Source organism: Nonomuraea sp. CA-143628 (assembly GCF_050942315.1).
Lineage (GTDB): Bacteria > Actinomycetota > Actinomycetes > Streptosporangiales > Streptosporangiaceae > Nonomuraea.
Genome location: NZ_CP192072.1, coordinates 7,017,887 through 7,036,656 on the forward strand (window position 1 = coordinate 7,017,887; position 18,770 = coordinate 7,036,656).

Here is an 18,770-nt window from a genome sequence, read left to right on the forward strand (position 1 = left end):
CCTGGCAGACTGAGATCGGCCGCCATCCCGAGGAGGATCGGTGCGTTACGTGTTGATGTTGTGCAGCGACGTGTCCGACGAAACGGTCGCCGGGCAGGATCCGGACATGGTCGGCTGCGGCGGCTGGACCGAGGACATGGAGCGCCGAGGGATCCTGCGCGGCGCGATGGGGCTGCGGCCCAGCAGTGACGCGACGACGTTGCGCGTACGCCGTGAGGAGGTCCTGCTGACCGACGGGCCGTTCGCCGAGACGAAGGACCAGATCGGCGGGTTCAGCGTGATCGACTGCGCCGACCTCGACGAGGCCATCGAGCTGGCCGCCGCCCACCCGTGGGCGCGCGTGGGGCAGATCGAGATCCGGCCGGTCTGGCAACCGTGACGGACCAGGTCACCGCGGCGGTCGCGACCGCGTTCCGGCAGGAGTGGGGGCAGGTCGTCGCCACGCTCATCCGGATGACCGGCGACTGGGACCTGGCCGAGGAGTGCGCGCAGGACGCCTTCGCCGCGGCGCTCGAACGGTGGCCGCGCGACGGAGTGCCGCGGCGGCCGGGCGCGTGGCTGACCACGACGGCCCGCAACCGCGCCCTCGACCGGCTGCGCCGCGACGCCGTCGGGGCCGAGAAGCTGCGGCAGCTGGCCCTGCTCGACGCCCAGGACGGTGCGGGGAATGGCGACGAGAGCGGGGTGGGTGATGACCGGCTGCGGTTGATGTTCACCTGCTGCCATCCCGCGCTCGCGCTGGAGGCGCAGGTGGCGCTGACCCTGCGTACGCTGGCGGGGCTGACGACGGCCGAGATCGCGCGGGCGTTCCTGGTCACGGAGCAGACGATGTCCAGGCGCCTGGTCAGGGCCAAGTCGAAGATCCGTAACGCGGGCATCCCCTACCGGGTGCCGCCCGCCCACCTGCTGCCCGAGCGTACGACGGCCGTGCTGGGCGTGGTGTACCTGCTGTTCAACGAGGGATATTCGGCCGGCGCGGGCGCCGATCTGGTGCGGCGCGATCTGTGCGGCGAGGCGATCCGCCTGGCCAGGGTCCTGGCGCGGCTGATGCCCGGGGAGCCGGAGATACGCGGGCTGCTGGCGCTGATGCTGCTGCACGACGCCCGGCGGGCCACCCGGGTGGACGCCGCCGGTGTGCTGGTGACCCTCGAACACCAGGACCGCGGCCACTGGGACACCGGCGAGATCGCGGAGGGCGCCGAGATCCTGGAGCGGGCGCTGCTCGAGGGCCGTCCCGGCGCCTACCAGGTGCAGGCCGCCATCGCGGCCTGCCACGCCACCGCGGCCAAGGCCGCCGACACCGACTGGGCGCAGATCGTCGCCCTGTACGACCGGCTCGCCCTACTGGTCCCCTCACCGGTGGTACGCCTGAACCGGGCGGTGGCCGTGGGCATGGCCGACGGCCCCCTGGCCGGGCTGGCGCTGGTGGACGGCTTGGCGGAGTCGGGCGAGCTGGACGGCTACCACCTGCTGCCGGCGACGCGCGCCGACCTGCTGCGACGTCTGGGCCGCGACGGCGAGGCGGCCGCCGCCTACCGGCAGGCGCTCGACCTGGCCGCCAACGACTCCGAACGCCGCTACCTGGCCGGACGGCTGGCCGAGGTCAGCTGAGGGACGGCGGGTGTCGGTTCCGGCTTGTCCCGTTCGTCGGTGGGGCGAGATGACCGGCTAGGGAAAAGACCGGCAAGGGAAAGAAGGAACCTCATGCACACCGTGCTCTCAGCCGACGGCACCCACATCGCGTACGACCGGTCGGGCAGCGGCCCGGCGCTCGTCCATGTGACCGGCGCGCTCTGCGACCGCTCGACGGGCGCGCCGCTGGCCGCGCTTCTGGCGCCGTACTTCACCATCTTCACCTACGACCGGCGCGGGCGGGGAGACAGTGGCGACACGGCGCCGTACCAGGTCGACCGCGAGGTGGAGGATCTGGCGGCGGTCATCGCCGAGGCCGGTGGGGCCGCGGCGGTGTACGGCATCTCCTCGGGGGCGGCGCTGGCGCTGCGGGCGGCCGCCCAGGGGGTGGCGATCACCAGGCTGGCGCTGTTCGAGCCGCCCTACAGTCCCGACGACGCGGACCGGCTGGCGCGGGCCCGCGCCTACGAGGCCGAGCTGACCGAGTTGCTGAACGCGGGGCGGCGTGGGGACGCGGTCGCGCTGTTCATGACCACGGTGGGGCTGCCGGCGGAGCTGATCGGCCAGATGCGGGGCGCGCCGATGTGGCCCGCGCTGGAGGCGCTGGCGCCTACCCTCGCCTACGACGCGGCCGTCATGGGCAACGGCTCCACGGGCGGCGCGTTGCCCGTGGAGCCGGCGGCCAAGGTGGGCGTGCCCGTCCTGGTGGCCGACGGCGGGGCCAGTCCGGTGTGGATGCGCGACATGGCGCGGCGCCTGGCCGACGCCCTTCCGGAGGGGCGGCACCGCACGCTGGAGGATCAGACGCACGACGTGGATCCGCAGGTGCTCGCCCCGGTGCTGCGGGAATTCCTCAGCGATGCCACCTGACGGCCGCCCGTCGAGCAGCAGGCGCATCGGCGCGTCGGTAGCAGGCAGGTCGGCGCGTCGACCTCGACAGGACTCATCGTGGCAGGGCTGACCATCGATCCCGTACTGGCCCACCATATGATCGCCTGATGCTCAAGGACCTGCCGGACGGGACGGCCCGATGATCACTGCCAGGGAGCTCAACCGGGCCACGCTGGCCAGGCAACTGCTGCTCCAGCGGCACGCGATGCCGGCGATACAGGCGGTGGAGCACCTGGTCGGCCTGCAGGCGCAGGCGCCGTTCCCGCCGTACTTCGGGCTCTGGTCACGCCTTGCCGGGTTCCGGCCGGAGGAGCTGGCGGGGCTGCTGACCGGGCGTGAGGCGGTGCGGATCGTGCTCATGCGCGGCACCGTCCACCTGGTCAGCGCCGCCGACTGCCTGACGTTACGGCCGCTGACGCAGCCGCTGCTCGCCAAATACCTGCACAGCGCGTACGGCCGGCAGCTGGCGGATCTGGACCTGGCGGCGGTCGTCGAGGCGGGCCGCGAGGCGCTGACCGGCGCACCCCTCACCGCGGCCAAGCTCGGAACCCTGCTGGCCGGGCGCTTCCCCGGCACGAACGCCGCCGACCTGGCGCAGCTCATGCGCCTCCTGGCGCCGCTGGTCCAGGTACCGCCCAGGGCGGTGTGGGGGAAGGCCGGGCAGACCGCGTACGCGACGGCCGAGTCGTGGCTGGGCCGCGAGCTGCACCCCTCGCCGTCGCTGGAGGACCTTGTCGTGCGCTACCTGGCCGCGTTCGGGCCCGCGACCGTGGCCGACGTACAAGCGTGGTCGGGGCTGACCGGGCTGCGCGAGGTGGTCGAACGACTGCGTCCACGGCTGGTCGAGCTGGACAAGGGGCTGTTCGACCTGCCGGACGCGCCCCGGCCGGGCCCGGAGGTGGAGGCGCCGGTGCGACTGCTGGCGCCGTTCGACAACGTGCTGCTCAGTCATGCCGACCGCACGCGGATCATCTCCGACGAGCACCGCAAGCGCGTCATCACCGTCAACGGGCAGGTGCTCGGCACGGTCCTCGTCGACGGGTTCGTGCGAGGGGTGTGGAAGCGGGACAAGCGGGTGGTGAGCGTCGAGATGTTCGCGCCGGTCTCGCCGGGCCAGGCCCAGGAGATCCGGGAGGAGGCGGCCGGGCTGCTCGCCTTCGCCGAACCGGGCCAGGCCGGTGAGGTCAGGGGGATCTGATGGCGGTTTTCCGCAATAGTTGCTGAGGGTTTCCGCGATGTGCCGCGGCGGGCGCGGTCCCTAGCGTTGACGGGTGCTTCTGAACACTCTCGCGGCGCTCTACCTGGCCGTATTTCCCGTACTTCCCGCCCCGCCAACCCCCGCCTCGATCGACGGGTTCATCGCCCAATATCGTGAAACGACCGGATTGCCGGGTGTGGCGGTGGTGGTCACCAAGGGGACGCGGGTCGTCCACGCCGCGGGCTACGGCCGCACGGCGGCAGGCGAGCCCGTGACCGCCGACACCCCCATGGCGCTCGCGTCGCTCAGCAAGTCCTTCACCTCGCTGGCCGTCCTGCAACTGGTGGAGAAGGGCCGGGTCGAGCTCGACAAGCCGGTTCGCGGTTACCTGCCCGAGTTCCGGATGGCCGATCCCCGGGCGGCCGACATCACAGTGCGCCAGCTGCTCAACCAGACCTCGGGCATGGCCGACTCGACCTTCCACGAGAAGAGCCTGCCCCAGCCCGACACCCTCCAGGGCTCGGTGCGCCGGCTCAAAGACGCGCGGCTCGCCTCGAAGCCGGGCACCGCCTACAGCTACCACAACACCAACTACCAGGTCGCAGCCCGGCTGGTCGAGGTGGTGAGCGGCGAGCCGTTCGCGGGCTATCTCAAGACGCACGTGTTCACGCCGCTCGGCATGCGCGACAGCAGCACGATCGACACCGATCGCGACCTGCCGGGCAGCGCCCGGGGCCACCTCTACCTCCTCGGTCAGGCGATCGCCGTGCCGGAGCCGCCCGGGTTCGGCAACGGCTCCGGCGGCGTGCTCAGCAGCGCCAACGACATGGCCCGCTGGCTGATCGCCCAGAACAACGGCATCCTGTCTCCCGCGAGCGTCAAGGAGATGCGCACGCCCTCGGCCCAGAACCCGGACTACGCCCTCGGCTGGGAGCTCGACCGGACCGCGGGCGGCACTCCCGTCATACGCCACGGCGGCGACCTGTTCACCTCCACCGCCCAGCAACTGCTGATGCCCGAGTCCGGTTACGGCGTGGCGGTCATGGCCAACACCGGCATGGCCTTCGCCGACAGCGCCGCGCTCATGGACGGCCTGGTCGCCCTGATCGAGGGCCGGCGGCCGGCGGCGCCCTCCTCTCCCTTCCTGGCCACCGACCTGGTGTTCACGCTGCTGACGCTGGTGACCGTCGCGCTGGCGGTGCGCGGCGTCGCTCGCTCCCGGCGCTGGGCCGCGCGCCGGACGGGCCGGCAGCGATGGCGGCTGCTGCCGTACTTGTTCCCGCTCGTCCTGTGTACGGCCATCGCCCCGGTCTTCCGGGTGCTCGCCCGAGGCAGCGACATTGCCTGGATCCAGGTGGTCTACCTCTACCCGACGTTCATGATCTGGCTGGTGACGGCCGCGGCGGCGGGGACGGCACTGGTGGCCGCGCGCCTCTGGAGGGGCGCGACCAAGTAGACATAACGACTTTCGTTATTTACGATTATCGTTATGTCTGCGAAGTGGCTCAACCGACTCGAGATCCTGCTGACCTTCTCGCTGATCATCAGCTGCCTGGGCGCCCTGGCGCTGCTGGGCTTCACCTTGATGCTGGCCTTCTTCGGCGCCCCCAACGGCGTGGGCGTCCCGCTGCACGTCTACGACGTGCCGGTCGCGGGCATGGCGGCACCCGACGCCACGATCTCCAGCGCGAGCGCCGACGTGACGGTCGGCCCCCAGGGCCCCGCGCCACTGGTCGGCCTGCTCTACCTGCTCTCGTGGGCGCCGGGCGTCGCCACCACCCTGCTCGCCCTGTTCACCGTCGTGCGCGCGATACGCCGGGCCAGATCGGGGGACAGGGCGCTGTTCTCCGCCGTCACCGCCGCCCACCTGCGCCACCTCGGCTGGATCCTGATCATCGGCTCGCTGGCCACGGGTGCGCTCGGCATGGTGGCCGAGCCGATCCTTTCCTCGCTGCTGCTGGCCAAGAGCTACCCGTTCCACCTGGAGGTGGGTGAGGTGCTGGCCGCGGTCGTGACGGGAATGGTGGCGCTGGGGGTGTCGGAGATCGTCCGGCGCGGCGTCGGTCTCCTCGAAGAGGTCGAGGCCACCATCTGATGGCCGAGCCGTCCATCCGCGTGCGACTGGACGACGTGCTCAAAGAGCGCGGCATGACGCTCACCGAGTTGTCCCACCGGGTCCAGATCACCGTCGTCAACCTGTCGATCCTGAAGAACGGCCACGCCAGGGCGATCCGCTTCTCCACGCTCATGCGCCTGTGCGACGCGCTCGACTGCCAGCCGGGTGACCTGATCACCTACGAGCGGTCGTAGCCCGGCCCCGCCGCGGAGCCGGACTCAGTTGCCCACGCCGAGATGGGACATGAACGCCGACGGGTATCGGTCGCCGCGCGCCGCGCCCGGCGGCACCGCCTTCTCGATCTCGGCGAGGTCGTCCGCGGTGAGGTTCACCTCCATCGCGGGCAGCGCCTCGGCCAGCCGCTCGCGCGTACGGGCGCCGACCAGCGGCACGATGTCCTCGCCCTGCGCGGCCACCCAGGCGATGGCCAGCTGGGCGACGGTGTGGCCCTTCGCCTCGGCGACCCGGCGCAGGGCCTCCACAAGGCTGAGGTTGTGTTCCACGTTCCCGCTGGAGAAGCGCGGGCTGAAGCCGCGGCTGTCGCCGGGGCCGCCGGTGTGGCCGGCCGTCCAGTGCCCGGAGATGAGACCGCGGGCGAGGGTGCCGTACGCGGTCAGGCCGATGCCGAGCTCCCGCAGTGTGGGCAGCACGTCCGCCTCCACCGCGCGGGAGATCAGCGAATACTCGATCTGCAGGTCGGCGATCGGGTGCACGACGTGCGCCCGGCGGATCGTCGCCGCGTCGACCTCGGAGAGCCCGATGTGCCGTACGTATCCGGCGTCGATCATCTCCTTGATCGCGCCTACCGTCTCCTCGATCGGCACCGCCGGGTCCAGCCGGGCGGGACGGTAGATGTCGATGTGGTCGGTGCCCAGCCGGGTCAGCGAGTAGGCCAGGAAGTTCTTCACCGCCTCGGGACGGCAGTCATGCCCGCCGAACTCGGAGCCCGGCCCCCGCAGCATGCCGAACTTGACGCTCAGCGCGTAGCTGTCGCGATCCCGGCCGCGCAGCACCTCGGCCAGCAGCGACTCGTTGTGGCCCATGGCGTAGAAGTCGCCGGTGTCGATCAGTGTGACGCCGCTGTCCAGCGCGGCGTGCACGGTGGCGATGCTCTCCGCTCGGTCGGATGTGCCGTAGGCGCCCGACATGCCCAGCCCGCCCAGGCCCAGTGCGGAAACGGCCGGTCCGGTGCGGCCCAGAGTTCGCATCTGCATGACGTACTCCCTCTTTGTCGACGTCGTCCCCAACCTTGGCGACGGACCAACGCGGGCGGGAGCGGAGCGTTCATCGTGGGAGAGCCGCTCCCTGGCTCGGCCCGGCCGCCGCGCGAGAGCATGGGGTCATGCAACGTGACCAGCTCGCCGACTTCCTGCGCCGCCGCCGCGAGGCGATCCGCCCGGCCGAGGTGGGTCTCGCCGACGGCCCTCGCCGCCGCGCCGTCGGCCTGCGCCGGGAAGAGGTGGCGATGCTCGCCGGCATGTCGGTGGACTATGTCGTACGCCTTGAGCAGGGCCGCAGCAGTCAGCCCTCGACCCAGCTGCTCGGCGCGCTGGCCCGCGCGTTGCGTCTGTCCGACGACGAGCGCGACCACCTGTTCCACCTGGCCGGCCACCGGCCCCCGCCCGCCGACGGAGTGGCCCGCCTGGCCCGCGCCGGGCTGATGCGCATGCTCGACCTGCTCGGCGACACCCCGGCGCTGGTGCTGTCGGACCTGGGCGAGGTCCTCGCCCAGAACCGGGCGGATGTCCTACTGATGGGCGACCACACCGGCTTCTCCGGCGACCGGCGCTATGTCGCATACCGCTGGTTCACCGAGCCCGCCGCGCGCGCCGTCTGCCCGCCCGAGGAGCAGGAGCGTCACTCCCGCCAGCTCGTGGCCGACCTGCGCGCGACCGCCGGCCGCCGCTCCGGCGACCCCACGGTCGCCGGGCTCCTCGACCGTTTGCGGGCCGCGAGCGCCGACTTCCGGCGGCTCTGGGCCGAACACCAGGTGGCGGTCCGGCGCGCCGACCGCAAGACCATGCTGCACCCGCGGGTGGGCCGCCTGGTGATGGACTGCGAGACCCTGGTCACTCCCGACCAGGGGCAGGAGCTGGTGGTGCTCACCCCGGCGGACGCCGAGACCCGCGAACGGCTGGAGCTGCTGCGCGTGCTCGGCATCGAAGAGTTCCCCACGAGGGCAACGGGCACGCCCGCACGGTGAGGCGGCCGCACGGTGAGGCGGCCGCGCCATGGCGATGCGGTTCTCGACTTCACACCCCCGCCACCCGCTCACCGTGCGTCTGGCGCGGGGCTACCGCGGCCGGACGTTGTGGTTGCGGGCGAACAGATTGCCGGGGTCGTACTGACGCTTGACCGCCGCGAGCCGCTCGTAGGTCCGCGTCGGATAGATCGCGGCGACATCCTCCTCGCCGGCAGCGGTGAGGAAGTTGGCGTAGGCGCCGCTGACATGAGGCGCGAGTCTCGCCCAGACCGCGTCCAGAGCAGGACGCGCGGCCTCGACGACCGACTGCGGCCCCAGGATGGTGGTCACGACCATCAGCTCCGCCTGGCGATGCGCGTAGGCGGTGGCATCGTCGGGGACCCGGGACACCGCACCGCCGACGCTGCGAACGGCGATGAACGGCGACCCCTGCGCTGCCCCGACCTCGACAAGCATCCGAAGGAGCTCGGGCACCGATGCCTGGTCGGCGAACGCGCTTCGGGTCACCAGCTGGATGCCCGGCGGCGGGGTGGCGCCGTCCACGAGCGCGTCCGCGTACGGTCTCAGCGCGACATCGTCTCCGATGACCGTACCGAGCCGCCGGATCGGGTCGATGGCCCGCGCCGCGAGCTCCGGGTCATCGCCGTCGAAGGCGAGGCGGATCTCGACCGGCGCTTCGGGCCCGCCCGCGAAGGGATTGGCGAACTCCGCGACGGAGGTGAGCTCTTCGGGGGCGCTGCGCAGGTGGTCGGCCCAGCCCTGGAGCACGGTGGCCGCCTCCGACGCCGGGAAGCTGATCTTGCCGTAGAAGATGTCCGTCGTCGGGTGGGCCGCGAACTCGAAGGCGGTCACGATCCCGAAATTGCCGCCGCCACCGCGAATCGCCCAGAACAGCTCCGGGTTCTCCTCCTCGCCGGCCTGTACGACCTGTCCGCCGGCCGTGACGACCTCGGCGGTGACCAGGTTGTCCAGCGCGAGGCCGTACTTCCTGACCTTCCAGCCGATGCCACCGCTCAACGTCAGCCCACCGACACCGACGCCCTTGGTGTCGCCAGAGGAGATCGCCAGGCCGTGCGAGGTCAGGGCGGTCACGACCTGACCCCAGGTGGCGCCGCCGCCGATCCGTACGAGATGCCGTTCCTTGTCGATGACCTCGACGTCCGCGAGCTCGCCGAGGTCGATCACGACGCCGTCGTCGAGGGTGCCGAAGCCGGCGAAGCTGTGGCCGCCGCCTCGTACGGACAGTGAAAGCCCCGCTCCGGCGGCGAATCTGACACCCGCTTGGACGTCCTGGACGCTCTTGGGCCGCAGAACGTAGGCCGGGCTGCCGGAGGCCAATATCGAGCGGCTGGCCGATGGGTACTCGGCCGCGCCCGGTTCGATGATGTCGCCGCCGAAGTCACGGCGAAGGGTGTCAAGCGCTGAACTCATGATGTGCCTTCCAAATCTTCCGGTCAGTTCGCCATGCCGTCGAACATGCCGGGCTGGTAGGAGCCCCCCGGGTTGCGCACGATCACGTTGAGCCGGTTGTTGGCGTTGATCATGGCGATCAGGGAGACCAGCGCGACGACCTGGTCGTCGTCGTAGTGCTTGCGCACCTGGGCCCAGGTGTCGTCGGACACGCCCTGGTGGGCGTCGGCGAGCCGGGTACCCTCCTCGGTGAGCGCCAGTGCGGCCTGCTCGGCCTCGGTGAACACGGTGGACTCGCGCCAGGCGGCGACCAGGTGGAGCCGGACCGCGCTCTCCCCGGCGGCCGTGGCGTCCTTGGTGTGGTAGTCGACGCAGAAACCGCAGCCGTTGATCTGGCTGGCGCGCAGCATCACCAGGTCCTGGGTGGCTCGGGGGAGCGGCGACTGCTGGATCGCCAGGGCGACGTTGTAAATGCGCTTGGCGATCTTGGCGCCGAGCTCGTTGGCCATCAGGTCCATACGCTGTTCCATGATGTGGTCCTCATTCGTGGTGGTAGGTGCCGCGTCAATCGTTGGCGCGGCGTCCTGGCGAACAAGAAGATCCCGGCGACCCGATCCTTGTGACAGCGGAGTGATGTGACGTGCATCACCGATCGCCGGTGTCACAAAGCGGGGGGTAACGGGATCTCATGCACGCCACGGTCGAGAACGAACAGGCAGGAACCAGCGATGAGCGAGCACAACAAGAAGTCGACGGACACGACAGGGCCCCTCGCTCGTGACAGCCACGTGGACCCCGCCACCGAGGCGTTCCTCACCCACCGCAACCTGCTCTTCACGGTCGCCTACGAGATGCTCGGCTCGGCCGCCGACGCCGAGGACGTCCTGCAGGAGACGTGGTTGCTGTGGGCGGGCGTCGACCTCGGCACGGTACGCGAACAGCGTGCCTACCTCGTCCGGATCACCACCCGGCAGGCGCTGAAACGGCTGCGTACGCTCGGCCGCCGCAAGGAGTCCTACGTCGGCCCCTGGCTGCCCGAGCCGCTGCTGACCGCGCCCGACGTCGCCGAGGACGTCGAACTGGCCGACAGCGTCTCGACGGCGATGCTGCTGGTGCTGGAGACGCTCACGCCGACCGAGCGGGCGGTGTTCGTCCTGCGCGAGGTGTTCGATCTCGACTATGACGAGATCGCTGACGCCGTCGGCAAGAGCCCGGTCGCGGTCCGCCAGATCGCCCACCGGGCACGGGCACACGTCGCCGCGCGCCGGCCACGCGACGTCGTCTCCCCGGCCGAGACCCGGGCCGCGCTCACGGCCTTCCATAGAGCGATCGAAACGGGCGATCTGCAACGCCTGCTCGACATCCTCGCGCCGGATGTCGTCCTGCTGTCCGATGGCGGCGGAGTCAAACAGGCCGCGCTGGTGCCCGTCGTCGGGGCCGACCAGGTCGCCCACGTGCTGGGCAGGCTCAACCCCGAGGCGTCGCTGCGGCTGGCACAGGTCAACGGCCATCCGGCACTGATCGTCCGGCTCGACGGCGCGATCGACACGGTCGTGACGGTACGCATCGACGACGGCCTCATCGCCGGGCTCTACGCCGTACGCAATCCCGAGAAGCTGTCGCACATGGAGTGGGAGACCACGGTGAGCCGCTGAGCCGGCCCAGCGCCCGGGGGCGTGGCACGGACCGGCATCGACGGCACCGACCTGTTCGCGCCGGCCGGGGCGCTCACGTGGCTCAACGATCAACCCTCGCTCGCGCCCCGCGCCGATCATCTCTTCGGCGTCATCACGAGCGCGATTCTGACGGGCGCGAGAAGGTGATCGCTTCTGCGGGCTCCAAACGCGCTTGAGCGCGACCGACGCCGCCATCGGCCTCCTGCCGCAGGCCGGAACATGATGGATCAAGAAGCTGCCGTCCGGGCTTCGTGCAAGGATTCGGCATGAAGCGTCTCGTACTCTGGCTGGCACTGATCTGTCTCGGCGGCATCTGTGTCGCGCTCGCCGTCCAGACCGGGCCTGAGGAAGATCCGGATCCGCGGCCGACGGTACAGCCGGCGGCGGGGCTGCCCGAGTTACCGGCCCAAAAAGCGCCGCGCCTCGATTACGCGGTGTTGTACGACCCGGAAGTCATCCGGGAACCCGCGGCCGCGCACCATCCCTGGCGGGTGGGGAGCGGTTCTGGCGAGGAGTGGCGGATCGAGGACGCGCTCGGCTTCGTGCCCAAGGACGGCGAGCAGGCGGTCTCACCTCTCGCCATCAGCGACGACGGTCGCCACCTCGCCTATATCAGGCGTTCCGACCGTGTCCTGGTTGTCAGAGACCTCGCCAACGGGACGACCGAACGGGTCCCTACCAGGGTGTATCAGCCCGATGACGACTCATGGAACGTCGAGCTCGCCTTCCATGGGGAGGGCGAGCTGCTGTTCGTGTGGAACGCCGAGCGCGGCAGCGAGCTGATCGATCTGTCGTCGAACCGGCGTCTTCGTGTCGGCACAGACTTCGATCGTGACCTTCTGGACGCCCGCGCCGACGGCGGTCGCGTCATCATGGCGAGGGACAAGGAACTGCGGGTCCGCGAGAGCTGGAAGTCTCCCTTCACCGTGGCCCACCGTGAAGGTGACGCCGAGGACGGCACGCACCCCGTGGTGCTGGGCGATGAGGCAGTGAGCGTGGACCGGCTGGGTGAAGTGGAAAACCTGCGTTACCGGCTGAAGAGAGTGGATCTCCGGCGCTCCGCCCACCGGGTCACGTTCGCCGATCTCGCGCTGCCGTACGACCTGGGGACCGTCGACGCCGTCCGCCCTCTGGGTCGCGACAGCGTGCTGCTGCGCGCCGAGCGGAACCGGACCTGGCCCGACCACGGCTTCCCACCTGGACCGTGCGACTGGGAGGAGTTCTACGTCGTCAATCTGAAGACCGGGGCCGTCAGGTGGGCCGATTACCGGGCGGCCGAGATCTGGAGCACGGAAGGAAGACACATCAAGAGGCAGGCCTACGCACGCGACTTCGTGCCCGAGCCGATCGCAGAACGCCCCGTACCGGCCCGGGACCGTGAGCGCTGCCTCTGATCAGGACCGGCCGGCCAGCCGGTCGGCGAGGAGCGCCAGATCCGCTCCGAGCGCACCATCCACACCCGTCGACCCTGGAGAGAGCACATGTTCGAGATCGCGGAACTGCTGGCGGAGTACGACCGCGCCCGCGCCTACACCGACGAGCTCTGGCGCGACCTGACCGCCGAGGAACTGCACTGGCGGCCCGAGCGGAACTTCAGCCCCATCGGCTGGCACCTCGGCCATCAGGCCCACGTGGCCCACTTCATGGTCCGCAACCTCACCGCGGCCGAACCGAGCCCCGCACCTGACCTGGACGACCTCATGGACTCCGCCATCCCCGAAGCCAATCGGTTGCCCCTGCCGGACCCCCGGCGACTGGCCGACTTCCGGGCCACCGTCGGCGAACGGGTCCACGCCCGCATGAACGCCATCGGAGCCGGAGACGTCGGCGCCCCAGCCCAGCTCAAGATCATCGCGCAGACCCTGCTCATGGCGATCATCAACCACGAGTACCAGCACGACCGCTGGATCGGGGAGGTGCGCGACCGCGACCTCGGCCACGCCCTGCCCGACGACCCCGCCTCCGATCGCATCACCACCGTCGACGGGTATCTGGTGGTGTGCGGATGGGACCCCCTTGCGCCGGGAAGGTCATCCCAGTAAACATTTACTTGTGATTGCGAAGAGCAAACAGGCGCTGCTCGACGCGGGAGCCGAGGTGTTCGCCCGCCACGGGCTGAAAGGCACCCGGGTTCGCGAGATCGTCGAGCGCGCCGGCGTCAACGAGCGGATGATCTACGACCACTTCGGCAGCAAGGAAGGGCTGTACCGGGCGGTCCTGGACGCGCAGAGCAGCGACATGGGAGCGGCGTGGCGGCCGGTTCTGGACCGGTTGACCGGCCAGGATCCGGTCGAGGCCACGCGCGTCGCGTTGCGGGCGTACTTCGACCTGGTCTGCGAACGTCCCCTGCTGGTGCCGCTGCTGCTGCACGAAGGGCTGGGCGAGGGGGAGATCAGGCCGCCGATCGAGCCGGCGGACCTGCCCGCGCCGCTGCGCGAGGTGTTCGAGCGCGGGCAGCGGGAGGGGGCCTTCCGGGCCGATGGCGACTTCGAGCTGTTCTACGTCACCGCGATCTGCCTGCTGACGGTGCTTCCCACCCTGCCGGGGCGGCTGACCGCCCTGGCCGGCGGCACCGGCGAGCAGGCACGGGCGCGGCTGCGCGACCAGGCGGTGGACCTGCTGCTGGAGGGCATCACGAGGCCGGCGGAAGCGGACCGGTGAGCGACTTACAGGTGCTGATCGCCGGGGCCGGGCCGACCGGCCTGACGCTGGCCTGCGACCTGGCCCGTCGCGGCGTCGCCGTACGCGTCATCGACCAGGCGCCCGGGCCGTTTCCCGGCTCGCGCGCCAAAGGCGTCACCCCCCGCACCGTGGAGGTCCTCGACGATCTCGGTCTCGCCCAGGAGGCCGTGCGGGCCGCCACGCCGCTGGTCATGCGGCACTACGGGCGCGAGGGCACCTTCACCGACCAGCGTCCGGCGTCGTACTGGCAGACCAGCCCGGCCGAGCCGCACCCGCAACTGCTGCTGCCGCAGTGGCGCACCGAGGCCATCCTGCGCTCCCTGCTGGGCCGCCTGGGCGTCACGGTCGAGTACGCCACCCGGCTGGCCCGGTTCGAGCAGGACGGCGAGCAGGTCACGGCCACCGTCCAGCGCGATGCGGGCGGCCAGGTCATCGTGGCGGACTACCTGGTGGGGTGTGACGGCGGCCACAGCACGGTACGCAAGCAGCTCGGCGTGGCCTTCGAGGGCGCCACGCACCCCGGCCAGACGCTGCTCATCGGCGATGTCGAAGTGACGGGCCTGCGCCCGGACCGGCTGCATCTGTGGGCCGACCCCGAGCGCGGCCTCCTGCAGCTGTGCCCGTTCGCGGGGGTGACGGCCTGGCAGGTCGCCGTCATGACGCCGGCCTGGCAGGCACGTCCGCCGGCACCCTCGCAAGAGGTCTTCCAGCGTGCGGTGCTGGAGATCACCGGCATGCCGCAGATCACGCTCGGCGCGCCCACCTGGACCTCCACCTACCGGGTCAATGTACGGATGGCCGATCGGCTCCGCGGCGGGCGGGTGTTCCTGGCCGGTGACGCGGCGCACGTCCATCCGCCCGCGGGCGGGCTCGGCATGAACACCGGCATCCAAGACGCCTACAACCTGGGCTGGAAGCTCGGGCTGGTCCTGTCCGGCCACGCCGGCGACGGGCTGCTGGACACCTACGAGGGCGAACGCCTGCCGATCGCGGCGTGGGCTCTGGGCACGAGTACCGAGCGCTTGCGGGCCATGACCGGCGAGTTCGGCAAGGGCACCGACGCCGACCTCGGCGTGGTGAACACCGACGACACCCGCCAGCTGCGCCTGGGCTACCGCTGGAGCCCTCTGTCGCGCGAGGGCCACCGCCAAGGTGTACGCGCCGGCGATCGCGCTCCCGACGCCCCCTGCCGCGACGCCGCAGGGGCGAGCGTGCGGCTCTTCGACATCTTCCGCGGCCCGCACTTCACCCTTGTGGGATTCGGCCAGAGCAGCCGGAGCTCGCTCGACGTCGTAGGCGATGCCTGGCCCGGCCCGCTACGTACCTGCCTGATCGCCGAAGCAGGCACGCTCACCGACGCCGACGGCCACGCGGCCGACGCCTACGGCGTCACCGGCGAGGCCATGGTGCTCGTACGTCCCGACGGCCATCTGGCCCTGACCGTCGAAGCCCACGACACCGTCGCCGTGCTGAACTACCTGGAGGCATTGAAAACCCTGCTGTCTGGCCGGTGAAACGGCTCGCGACCGTCAGGCCTGGCCGAGGCCGGTGCAGTAGGTGATCGTCGCGTCGTCCGCCGCCACCGCGTGGCGCGCCTCCGCCTGCCGGACACGATGGATGATGTCGGCGGGCCCGCTCGACGCCAGTACGGCCATGACCTCCGGCCAGTCGGCGAGCTGGAAGGGGTCCACGATGCGGCCGGCTCCATTGCTGAGCAGGACGGCGCCGTTCAGCTCGGAGATCGGGCGGCTTCCGGTGATCGCCTCGTCCGCCGCGCGCGGGTCGTCCTTGGCCACCCAGAAGCCGCCCGGCTGGTTCCGGTTGGCGCGCAGGTCCCGAAGGACGCGGTGGTAGTCCTCACTGTCCTTGGCGGCGGCCGCGAGCGCGGGCTCGTACGACCGGCTGATGATCACCTCCCGAGGGTCGGAGACCACGAGCGGCGCGTCGTCAGCCCTGTCGAGCACGAGGAACGCGTCACCGAGCACCAGGTACTCAAGGAGGCCGCCGGACAGGCGCAGGACGGCCACGGCCGCCGACGGGCTGATGGGGTTGGTGACGTCGCAGGTATCGCGGTGATCGCCCGTCACCTGCTCGATGGCCGCGGCGAGCAACGCCGGAAGGTCGCGATCCCCCACGAGGGACAGGAGGCTGCCTCCCAGGCGGCGGGCGTACCAGGCCACGCCGTGCCGGCAGGTCGCTTCGCCGCCGGGGATGCCGGCGCCGTCGACCAGCACCGCTGCCGTCGGTACGGCGCCGGTGAAGTCCTCGTTCGCGCGGCCGGCCTGTTTCGCGACGCTCGTCATCGTCACCCGCATGTCCTGGCACCGCCCTCTCACCGCTCGGCTTTCGCCCGCAGGCATTAGATCACTCGAGGTGCGAGGTCGTGTTCCAGGGTGCGGGCGTAGGACTCGACGCTGGCGACGATGTCGACGGCGTCGGGGTCGAGCAGCCACTGGGTCTGCAGGCCGTCGAGGGTCGCCAGGATCTCGGTGGCCTTGGCCACCGGGTCGATGTCCGGGCGGGCGACGCCGTCGGCCTGGGCGGAGCGGATGTTGTCGGCCACGATGGCGCGCATCGCGCGGTAGCGTTCGACGAAATGTTGGTGGCCGGGCGAGCCCGGCTCGAGGCTCTCCGCCACCAATACCGTGAACAGTTTGGCCAGCCCGGCCCGCTGTTTGTTGCGGCGCGCGAACTCCGGCAACGCCCGAAGCCGCCCGGAGGGCTCCATGCCGAGCAGTTCCAGGGCGAACGCCTCACTGTCCAGGTCACGCCGCTCGATCACCGCCAGCAGCAGGCCCGCCTTGCTGCCGAAATGGTGCAGCAGACCGGGCTCGGTGATGCCGGCCCGGGCCGCCACGTCGGCGAGCGAGGTGCCGCGGAAACCGCCGCGGGCGAACATCTCGCCGGCCGCCGTGATGATCTCCTCCCGCCGCAGGCGAGCGCGTTCCTGCCTGCCGGGTCCTTGCCTGCTCGGGGTCACGGTGTTAAACCTAACCCAACTCACTTACCGAGCACTAGGTAAGTGAATCCCCCTTCGGTACGAGTAGCGAGGTGCGACGATGCCGCCCAGACCCCACCGCTTCCGGCCCTTACTGATCATCGCGGTCGCCCTGCTGGGCGGGCTCTGCCCCGGTTCGCCGGCCCAGGGCGCGCAGCGGGAGCCGGTCATCCTGGTTCACGGCTGGAACGGCTCGCCGACCGAGTTCGCCCAGATGCGGACGGCGCTGGAGCAGGCCGGCTACCCGACGTACGCGATCGACCTGCCCGGTGAGGAGAACCTCGCCAACGCCCAGGCCATCGCCGGCCTGGTGGAGCAGGCACGCGGCGAACACGGCGGCAGCAAGGTCAGCCTCGTCGGGCACAGCATGGGAGGGCTGTCGGCGCGCTACTACCTCAAATCCCTCGGCGGTGCCGCCAAGACGCTCAGCTACATCTCGATGGGCACCGGGCAGCTCGGCTACTGGCCCGCCTGTCTGCTGCCGGCCGGGCAGGGCGGGCAGATGTGCCCCACCAGCAGCTTCATCACCCAGCTCAACAGCGGCGACCCCACGCCGGATCCGGTCAGGTACACGTTGCTGACGAGCTCGCTCGACGAGACGCGCAACGACGTCATCGCCGGCGTCTGGTGCCGGGCCGAATTCGCCGGCGTGGCGCATGCCGACGAACCGGCCTCACCGGTGTTCATCAACGCCGTCCTCAGCGCCCTTGACGGGCAATGCCCGTCCTGAGTGCTCGTCGCAGAGGGCGAAATGCGATCGCCGATCGCGCGTCCGGCCTACTACTGTCGCGCGGGTGCGAAGTGATCCTCTGCCTTTGCTGTGGCTGTGCGGGCCGTCAGGTGTCGGGAAGTCCTCGCTCGGCTGGGAGGTGTTCGCCCAGCTGAGCCGGGGCGGCGTCCGGGCGGCGTTCGTCGACGCCGACCAGATCAGCCTGTGCTACCCCCTGCCCGAGGTCGGCACCCATCGGATCCGGGCGCGGAGCCTGGCCGCGATGTGGCCCCACTTCCGGGAGCGGGGAGCGCAGTGCCTGGTCCTGTCGGGATTCGTCGACACCGCCGAGGAGATCGGCGAGTACGTGAAGCGTCTCCCGGACGCCGCCTTCACCGTGTGCCGGCTGCGCGTGGGCACCGGGGAGCTCAAGGAGCGGTTTCTCGGGCGGGGATGGCGTCCCGACCTGGTGGCGGAGGCCGTCGCCGAGGCGGAGTCGCTGGAGGGAAGCGACTTCGCCGACCTGTGCCTGGATACCGGCGGGCTGACCGTGCCCGAGGCGGCCCGGATGGTCCGCGAGCGAGCCGGTGGCTGGCCGCGTCCCGGCCCACCCGTCGGCCATGTTTCCCGACCGGCCGCGCCGCTCGCCGTTGACCCGGCTCCGGTGCTGTGGTTCTCCGGCGCCACCGCGGTGGGGAAGTCGACCGTCGGCTATGAGGTCTTCTCGCAGATCGTCCGGACCGGCGTACGAGCCGCTTATGTGGATCTGAAGCAGATCGGCGTGTTTCGTCCCGCCGCGGACGACGACCCGGACGGCCATCGCCTCAAGGCGCGCAATCTCGCGGCCCTCTGGGCCGGATACCGCGCGGCCGAGGCCAGGTGCCTGATCGTCTCCGGGCACGACGACCGGGACGACACCGTCCGCGCCTACGCCGGGCTGCTTCCCGGAGCGGCGCTGACGGTGTGCCGTCTGCACGCCGGGCCCGCGACGCTGGCAGAGCGCGTCACGCGGCGCGGCCGGGGAGGCGGGCCGGCGATACCGGGAGATGAGCTGAAGGGGCTGGACCCCGAAGCCCTGCGGCGCGTCGCCGAACGGGCGGCACGCGAGGCTTCGGCGCTCGACCGCGCCGGAGCGGGTGACCTGCGTATCGACACCGACGACCGGTCGGCGCAGGAGGTGGCCGACGAGGTGAGGACGCTCATCGGCGACTGGCCGAACTAAGGCAAAGCGCGCCGAACCGAACGGCCGCTTGAC

General features: G+C 71.0%; 21 protein-coding genes. 16 read left to right on the forward strand and 5 right to left on the reverse strand.

The annotated features are described in order from the left end of the window. Positions 1-40: 40 nt before the first annotated feature. The 7 genes from ACQP2T_RS32195 (at position 41) to ACQP2T_RS32225 (ending at position 6,031) form a co-directional block, all read left to right on the forward strand. Entirely contained in the window at positions 41-379 is a 339-nt protein-coding gene (locus ACQP2T_RS32195) for a YciI family protein (protein ID WP_357956939.1), read from the forward strand. Beyond that, positions 376-1,611 carry an RNA polymerase sigma factor gene (locus ACQP2T_RS32200; protein WP_433508659.1) on the forward strand — a complete coding sequence of 412 codons (1,236 nt, stop codon included), beginning with the start codon at positions 376-378 and terminating at the stop codon, positions 1,609-1,611. Before ACQP2T_RS32195 ends, ACQP2T_RS32200 begins: the two co-directional genes overlap by 4 nt. 93 nt (positions 1,612-1,704) lie before the next feature. Next, positions 1,705-2,502, forward strand: coding sequence for an alpha/beta fold hydrolase (locus ACQP2T_RS32205; RefSeq protein ID WP_433508660.1), 798 nt, complete (start codon positions 1,705-1,707; stop codon positions 2,500-2,502). Between the two features lie 160 nt (positions 2,503-2,662). Further along, positions 2,663-3,721, forward strand: coding sequence for a winged helix DNA-binding domain-containing protein (locus ACQP2T_RS32210; RefSeq protein ID WP_433508661.1), 1,059 nt, complete (start codon positions 2,663-2,665; stop codon positions 3,719-3,721). 73 nt (positions 3,722-3,794) lie between these two features. Further along, positions 3,795-5,177 carry a serine hydrolase domain-containing protein gene (locus ACQP2T_RS32215; RefSeq protein WP_433508662.1) on the forward strand — a complete coding sequence of 461 codons (1,383 nt, stop codon included), beginning with the start codon at positions 3,795-3,797 and terminating at the stop codon, positions 5,175-5,177. Between the two features lie 33 nt (positions 5,178-5,210). After that, entirely contained in the window at positions 5,211-5,816 is a 606-nt protein-coding gene (locus tag ACQP2T_RS32220) for a DUF2975 domain-containing protein (protein ID WP_433508663.1), read from the forward strand. Continuing rightward, entirely contained in the window at positions 5,816-6,031 is a 216-nt protein-coding gene (locus tag ACQP2T_RS32225; RefSeq protein ID WP_433508664.1) for a helix-turn-helix domain-containing protein, read from the forward strand. The genes ACQP2T_RS32220 and ACQP2T_RS32225 overlap by 1 nt, the downstream gene beginning before the upstream one ends. A 24-nt stretch (positions 6,032-6,055) precedes the next feature. Here the strand turns inward: ACQP2T_RS32225 and ACQP2T_RS32230 are convergent, their stop codons facing one another. Then, on the reverse strand, positions 6,056-7,051 hold the full coding sequence (locus tag ACQP2T_RS32230; protein ID WP_433508665.1) for an aldo/keto reductase: 996 nt from the start codon (positions 7,049-7,051) through the stop codon (positions 6,056-6,058). A gap of 128 nt (positions 7,052-7,179) precedes the next feature. Between ACQP2T_RS32230 and ACQP2T_RS32235 the strand changes: the two genes are divergently transcribed. Continuing rightward, positions 7,180-8,040, forward strand: a complete 861-nt coding sequence (locus tag ACQP2T_RS32235) for a helix-turn-helix transcriptional regulator (protein ID WP_433508666.1) — start codon at positions 7,180-7,182, stop codon at positions 8,038-8,040. 90 nt (positions 8,041-8,130) lie between these two features. Here ACQP2T_RS32235 and ACQP2T_RS32240 read toward each other — a convergent pair whose 3' ends face one another. Then, the gene (locus ACQP2T_RS32240; protein ID WP_433508667.1) at positions 8,131-9,471 is read right to left on the reverse strand and encodes an FAD-binding oxidoreductase; all 1,341 of its coding nucleotides are present in this window, start codon (positions 9,469-9,471) and stop codon (positions 8,131-8,133) included. Between the two features lie 23 nt (positions 9,472-9,494). Continuing rightward, positions 9,495-9,980: a carboxymuconolactone decarboxylase family protein gene (locus ACQP2T_RS32245; RefSeq protein WP_433508668.1), complete on the reverse strand. Its 486-nt coding sequence runs from the start codon at positions 9,978-9,980 to the stop codon at positions 9,495-9,497. A 198-nt stretch (positions 9,981-10,178) separates the two neighbouring features. On the opposite strand from ACQP2T_RS32245, the gene ACQP2T_RS32250 reads away from it, so the two are divergent. The 6 genes from ACQP2T_RS32250 to ACQP2T_RS32275 all read left to right on the forward strand — a co-directional run bounded on the left by ACQP2T_RS32250 (position 10,179) and on the right by ACQP2T_RS32275 (position 15,322). Continuing rightward, positions 10,179-11,105 carry an RNA polymerase sigma-70 factor gene (locus ACQP2T_RS32250; protein WP_433508669.1) on the forward strand — a complete coding sequence of 309 codons (927 nt, stop codon included), beginning with the start codon at positions 10,179-10,181 and terminating at the stop codon, positions 11,103-11,105. Between the two features lie 21 nt (positions 11,106-11,126). Beyond that, complete coding sequence (locus ACQP2T_RS32255; protein WP_433508670.1) at positions 11,127-11,273, forward strand: hypothetical protein; 147 nt, start codon at positions 11,127-11,129, stop codon at positions 11,271-11,273. Between the two features lie 119 nt (positions 11,274-11,392). Continuing rightward, the gene (locus ACQP2T_RS32260) at positions 11,393-12,520 is read left to right on the forward strand and encodes a hypothetical protein (RefSeq protein WP_433508671.1); all 1,128 of its coding nucleotides are present in this window, start codon (positions 11,393-11,395) and stop codon (positions 12,518-12,520) included. A gap of 87 nt (positions 12,521-12,607) precedes the next feature. Further along, positions 12,608-13,168: a DinB family protein gene (locus tag ACQP2T_RS32265; RefSeq protein ID WP_433508672.1), complete on the forward strand. Its 561-nt coding sequence runs from the start codon at positions 12,608-12,610 to the stop codon at positions 13,166-13,168. A 10-nt stretch (positions 13,169-13,178) separates the two neighbouring features. Next, the gene (locus tag ACQP2T_RS32270) at positions 13,179-13,787 is read left to right on the forward strand and encodes a TetR/AcrR family transcriptional regulator (RefSeq protein ID WP_433508673.1); all 609 of its coding nucleotides are present in this window, start codon (positions 13,179-13,181) and stop codon (positions 13,785-13,787) included. Continuing rightward, positions 13,784-15,322, forward strand: coding sequence for an FAD-dependent monooxygenase (locus ACQP2T_RS32275; protein ID WP_433508674.1), 1,539 nt, complete (start codon positions 13,784-13,786; stop codon positions 15,320-15,322). The genes ACQP2T_RS32270 and ACQP2T_RS32275 overlap by 4 nt, the downstream gene beginning before the upstream one ends. 15 nt (positions 15,323-15,337) lie before the next feature. On the opposite strand, the gene ACQP2T_RS32280 is transcribed toward ACQP2T_RS32275, so the two are convergent. Continuing rightward, positions 15,338-16,117: an integrase gene (locus ACQP2T_RS32280; RefSeq protein WP_433508675.1), complete on the reverse strand. Its 780-nt coding sequence runs from the start codon at positions 16,115-16,117 to the stop codon at positions 15,338-15,340. 50 nt (positions 16,118-16,167) lie between these two features. Beyond that, a complete protein-coding gene (locus ACQP2T_RS32285; RefSeq protein WP_433508676.1) occupies positions 16,168-16,788 on the reverse strand; it encodes a TetR/AcrR family transcriptional regulator in 621 nt (206 codons plus the stop codon). A 79-nt stretch (positions 16,789-16,867) separates the two neighbouring features. On the opposite strand from ACQP2T_RS32285, the gene ACQP2T_RS32290 reads away from it, so the two are divergent. After that, positions 16,868-17,536 carry an esterase/lipase family protein gene (locus tag ACQP2T_RS32290; RefSeq protein ID WP_433508677.1) on the forward strand — a complete coding sequence of 223 codons (669 nt, stop codon included), beginning with the start codon at positions 16,868-16,870 and terminating at the stop codon, positions 17,534-17,536. 64 nt (positions 17,537-17,600) lie between these two features. Continuing rightward, the gene (locus tag ACQP2T_RS32295) at positions 17,601-18,737 is read left to right on the forward strand and encodes a hypothetical protein (RefSeq protein WP_433508678.1); all 1,137 of its coding nucleotides are present in this window, start codon (positions 17,601-17,603) and stop codon (positions 18,735-18,737) included. Positions 18,738-18,770: the final 33 nt, after the last annotated feature.

Coding starts and splice junctions, on each gene's coding strand:
- ACQP2T_RS32210 (WP_433508661.1), top strand. CDS start 2,663: ATGATCACTGCCAGGGAGCTCAACCGGGCCACGCTGGCCAGGCAACTG.
- ACQP2T_RS32250 (WP_433508669.1), top strand. CDS start 10,179: ATGAGCGAGCACAACAAGAAGTCGACGGACACGACAGGGCCCCTCGCT.
- ACQP2T_RS32260 (WP_433508671.1), top strand. CDS start 11,393: ATGAAGCGTCTCGTACTCTGGCTGGCACTGATCTGTCTCGGCGGCATC.
- ACQP2T_RS32220 (WP_433508663.1), top strand. CDS start 5,211: ATGTCTGCGAAGTGGCTCAACCGACTCGAGATCCTGCTGACCTTCTCG.
- ACQP2T_RS32235 (WP_433508666.1), top strand. CDS start 7,180: ATGCAACGTGACCAGCTCGCCGACTTCCTGCGCCGCCGCCGCGAGGCG.
- ACQP2T_RS32205 (WP_433508660.1), top strand. CDS start 1,705: ATGCACACCGTGCTCTCAGCCGACGGCACCCACATCGCGTACGACCGG.
- ACQP2T_RS32265 (WP_433508672.1), top strand. CDS start 12,608: ATGTTCGAGATCGCGGAACTGCTGGCGGAGTACGACCGCGCCCGCGCC.
- ACQP2T_RS32290 (WP_433508677.1), top strand. CDS start 16,868: ATGCCGCCCAGACCCCACCGCTTCCGGCCCTTACTGATCATCGCGGTC.
- ACQP2T_RS32245 (WP_433508668.1), bottom strand. CDS start 9,980: ATGGAACAGCGTATGGACCTGATGGCCAACGAGCTCGGCGCCAAGATC.
- ACQP2T_RS32225 (WP_433508664.1), top strand. CDS start 5,816: ATGGCCGAGCCGTCCATCCGCGTGCGACTGGACGACGTGCTCAAAGAG.
- ACQP2T_RS32240 (WP_433508667.1), bottom strand. CDS start 9,471: ATGAGTTCAGCGCTTGACACCCTTCGCCGTGACTTCGGCGGCGACATC.
- ACQP2T_RS32230 (WP_433508665.1), bottom strand. CDS start 7,051: ATGCAGATGCGAACTCTGGGCCGCACCGGACCGGCCGTTTCCGCACTG.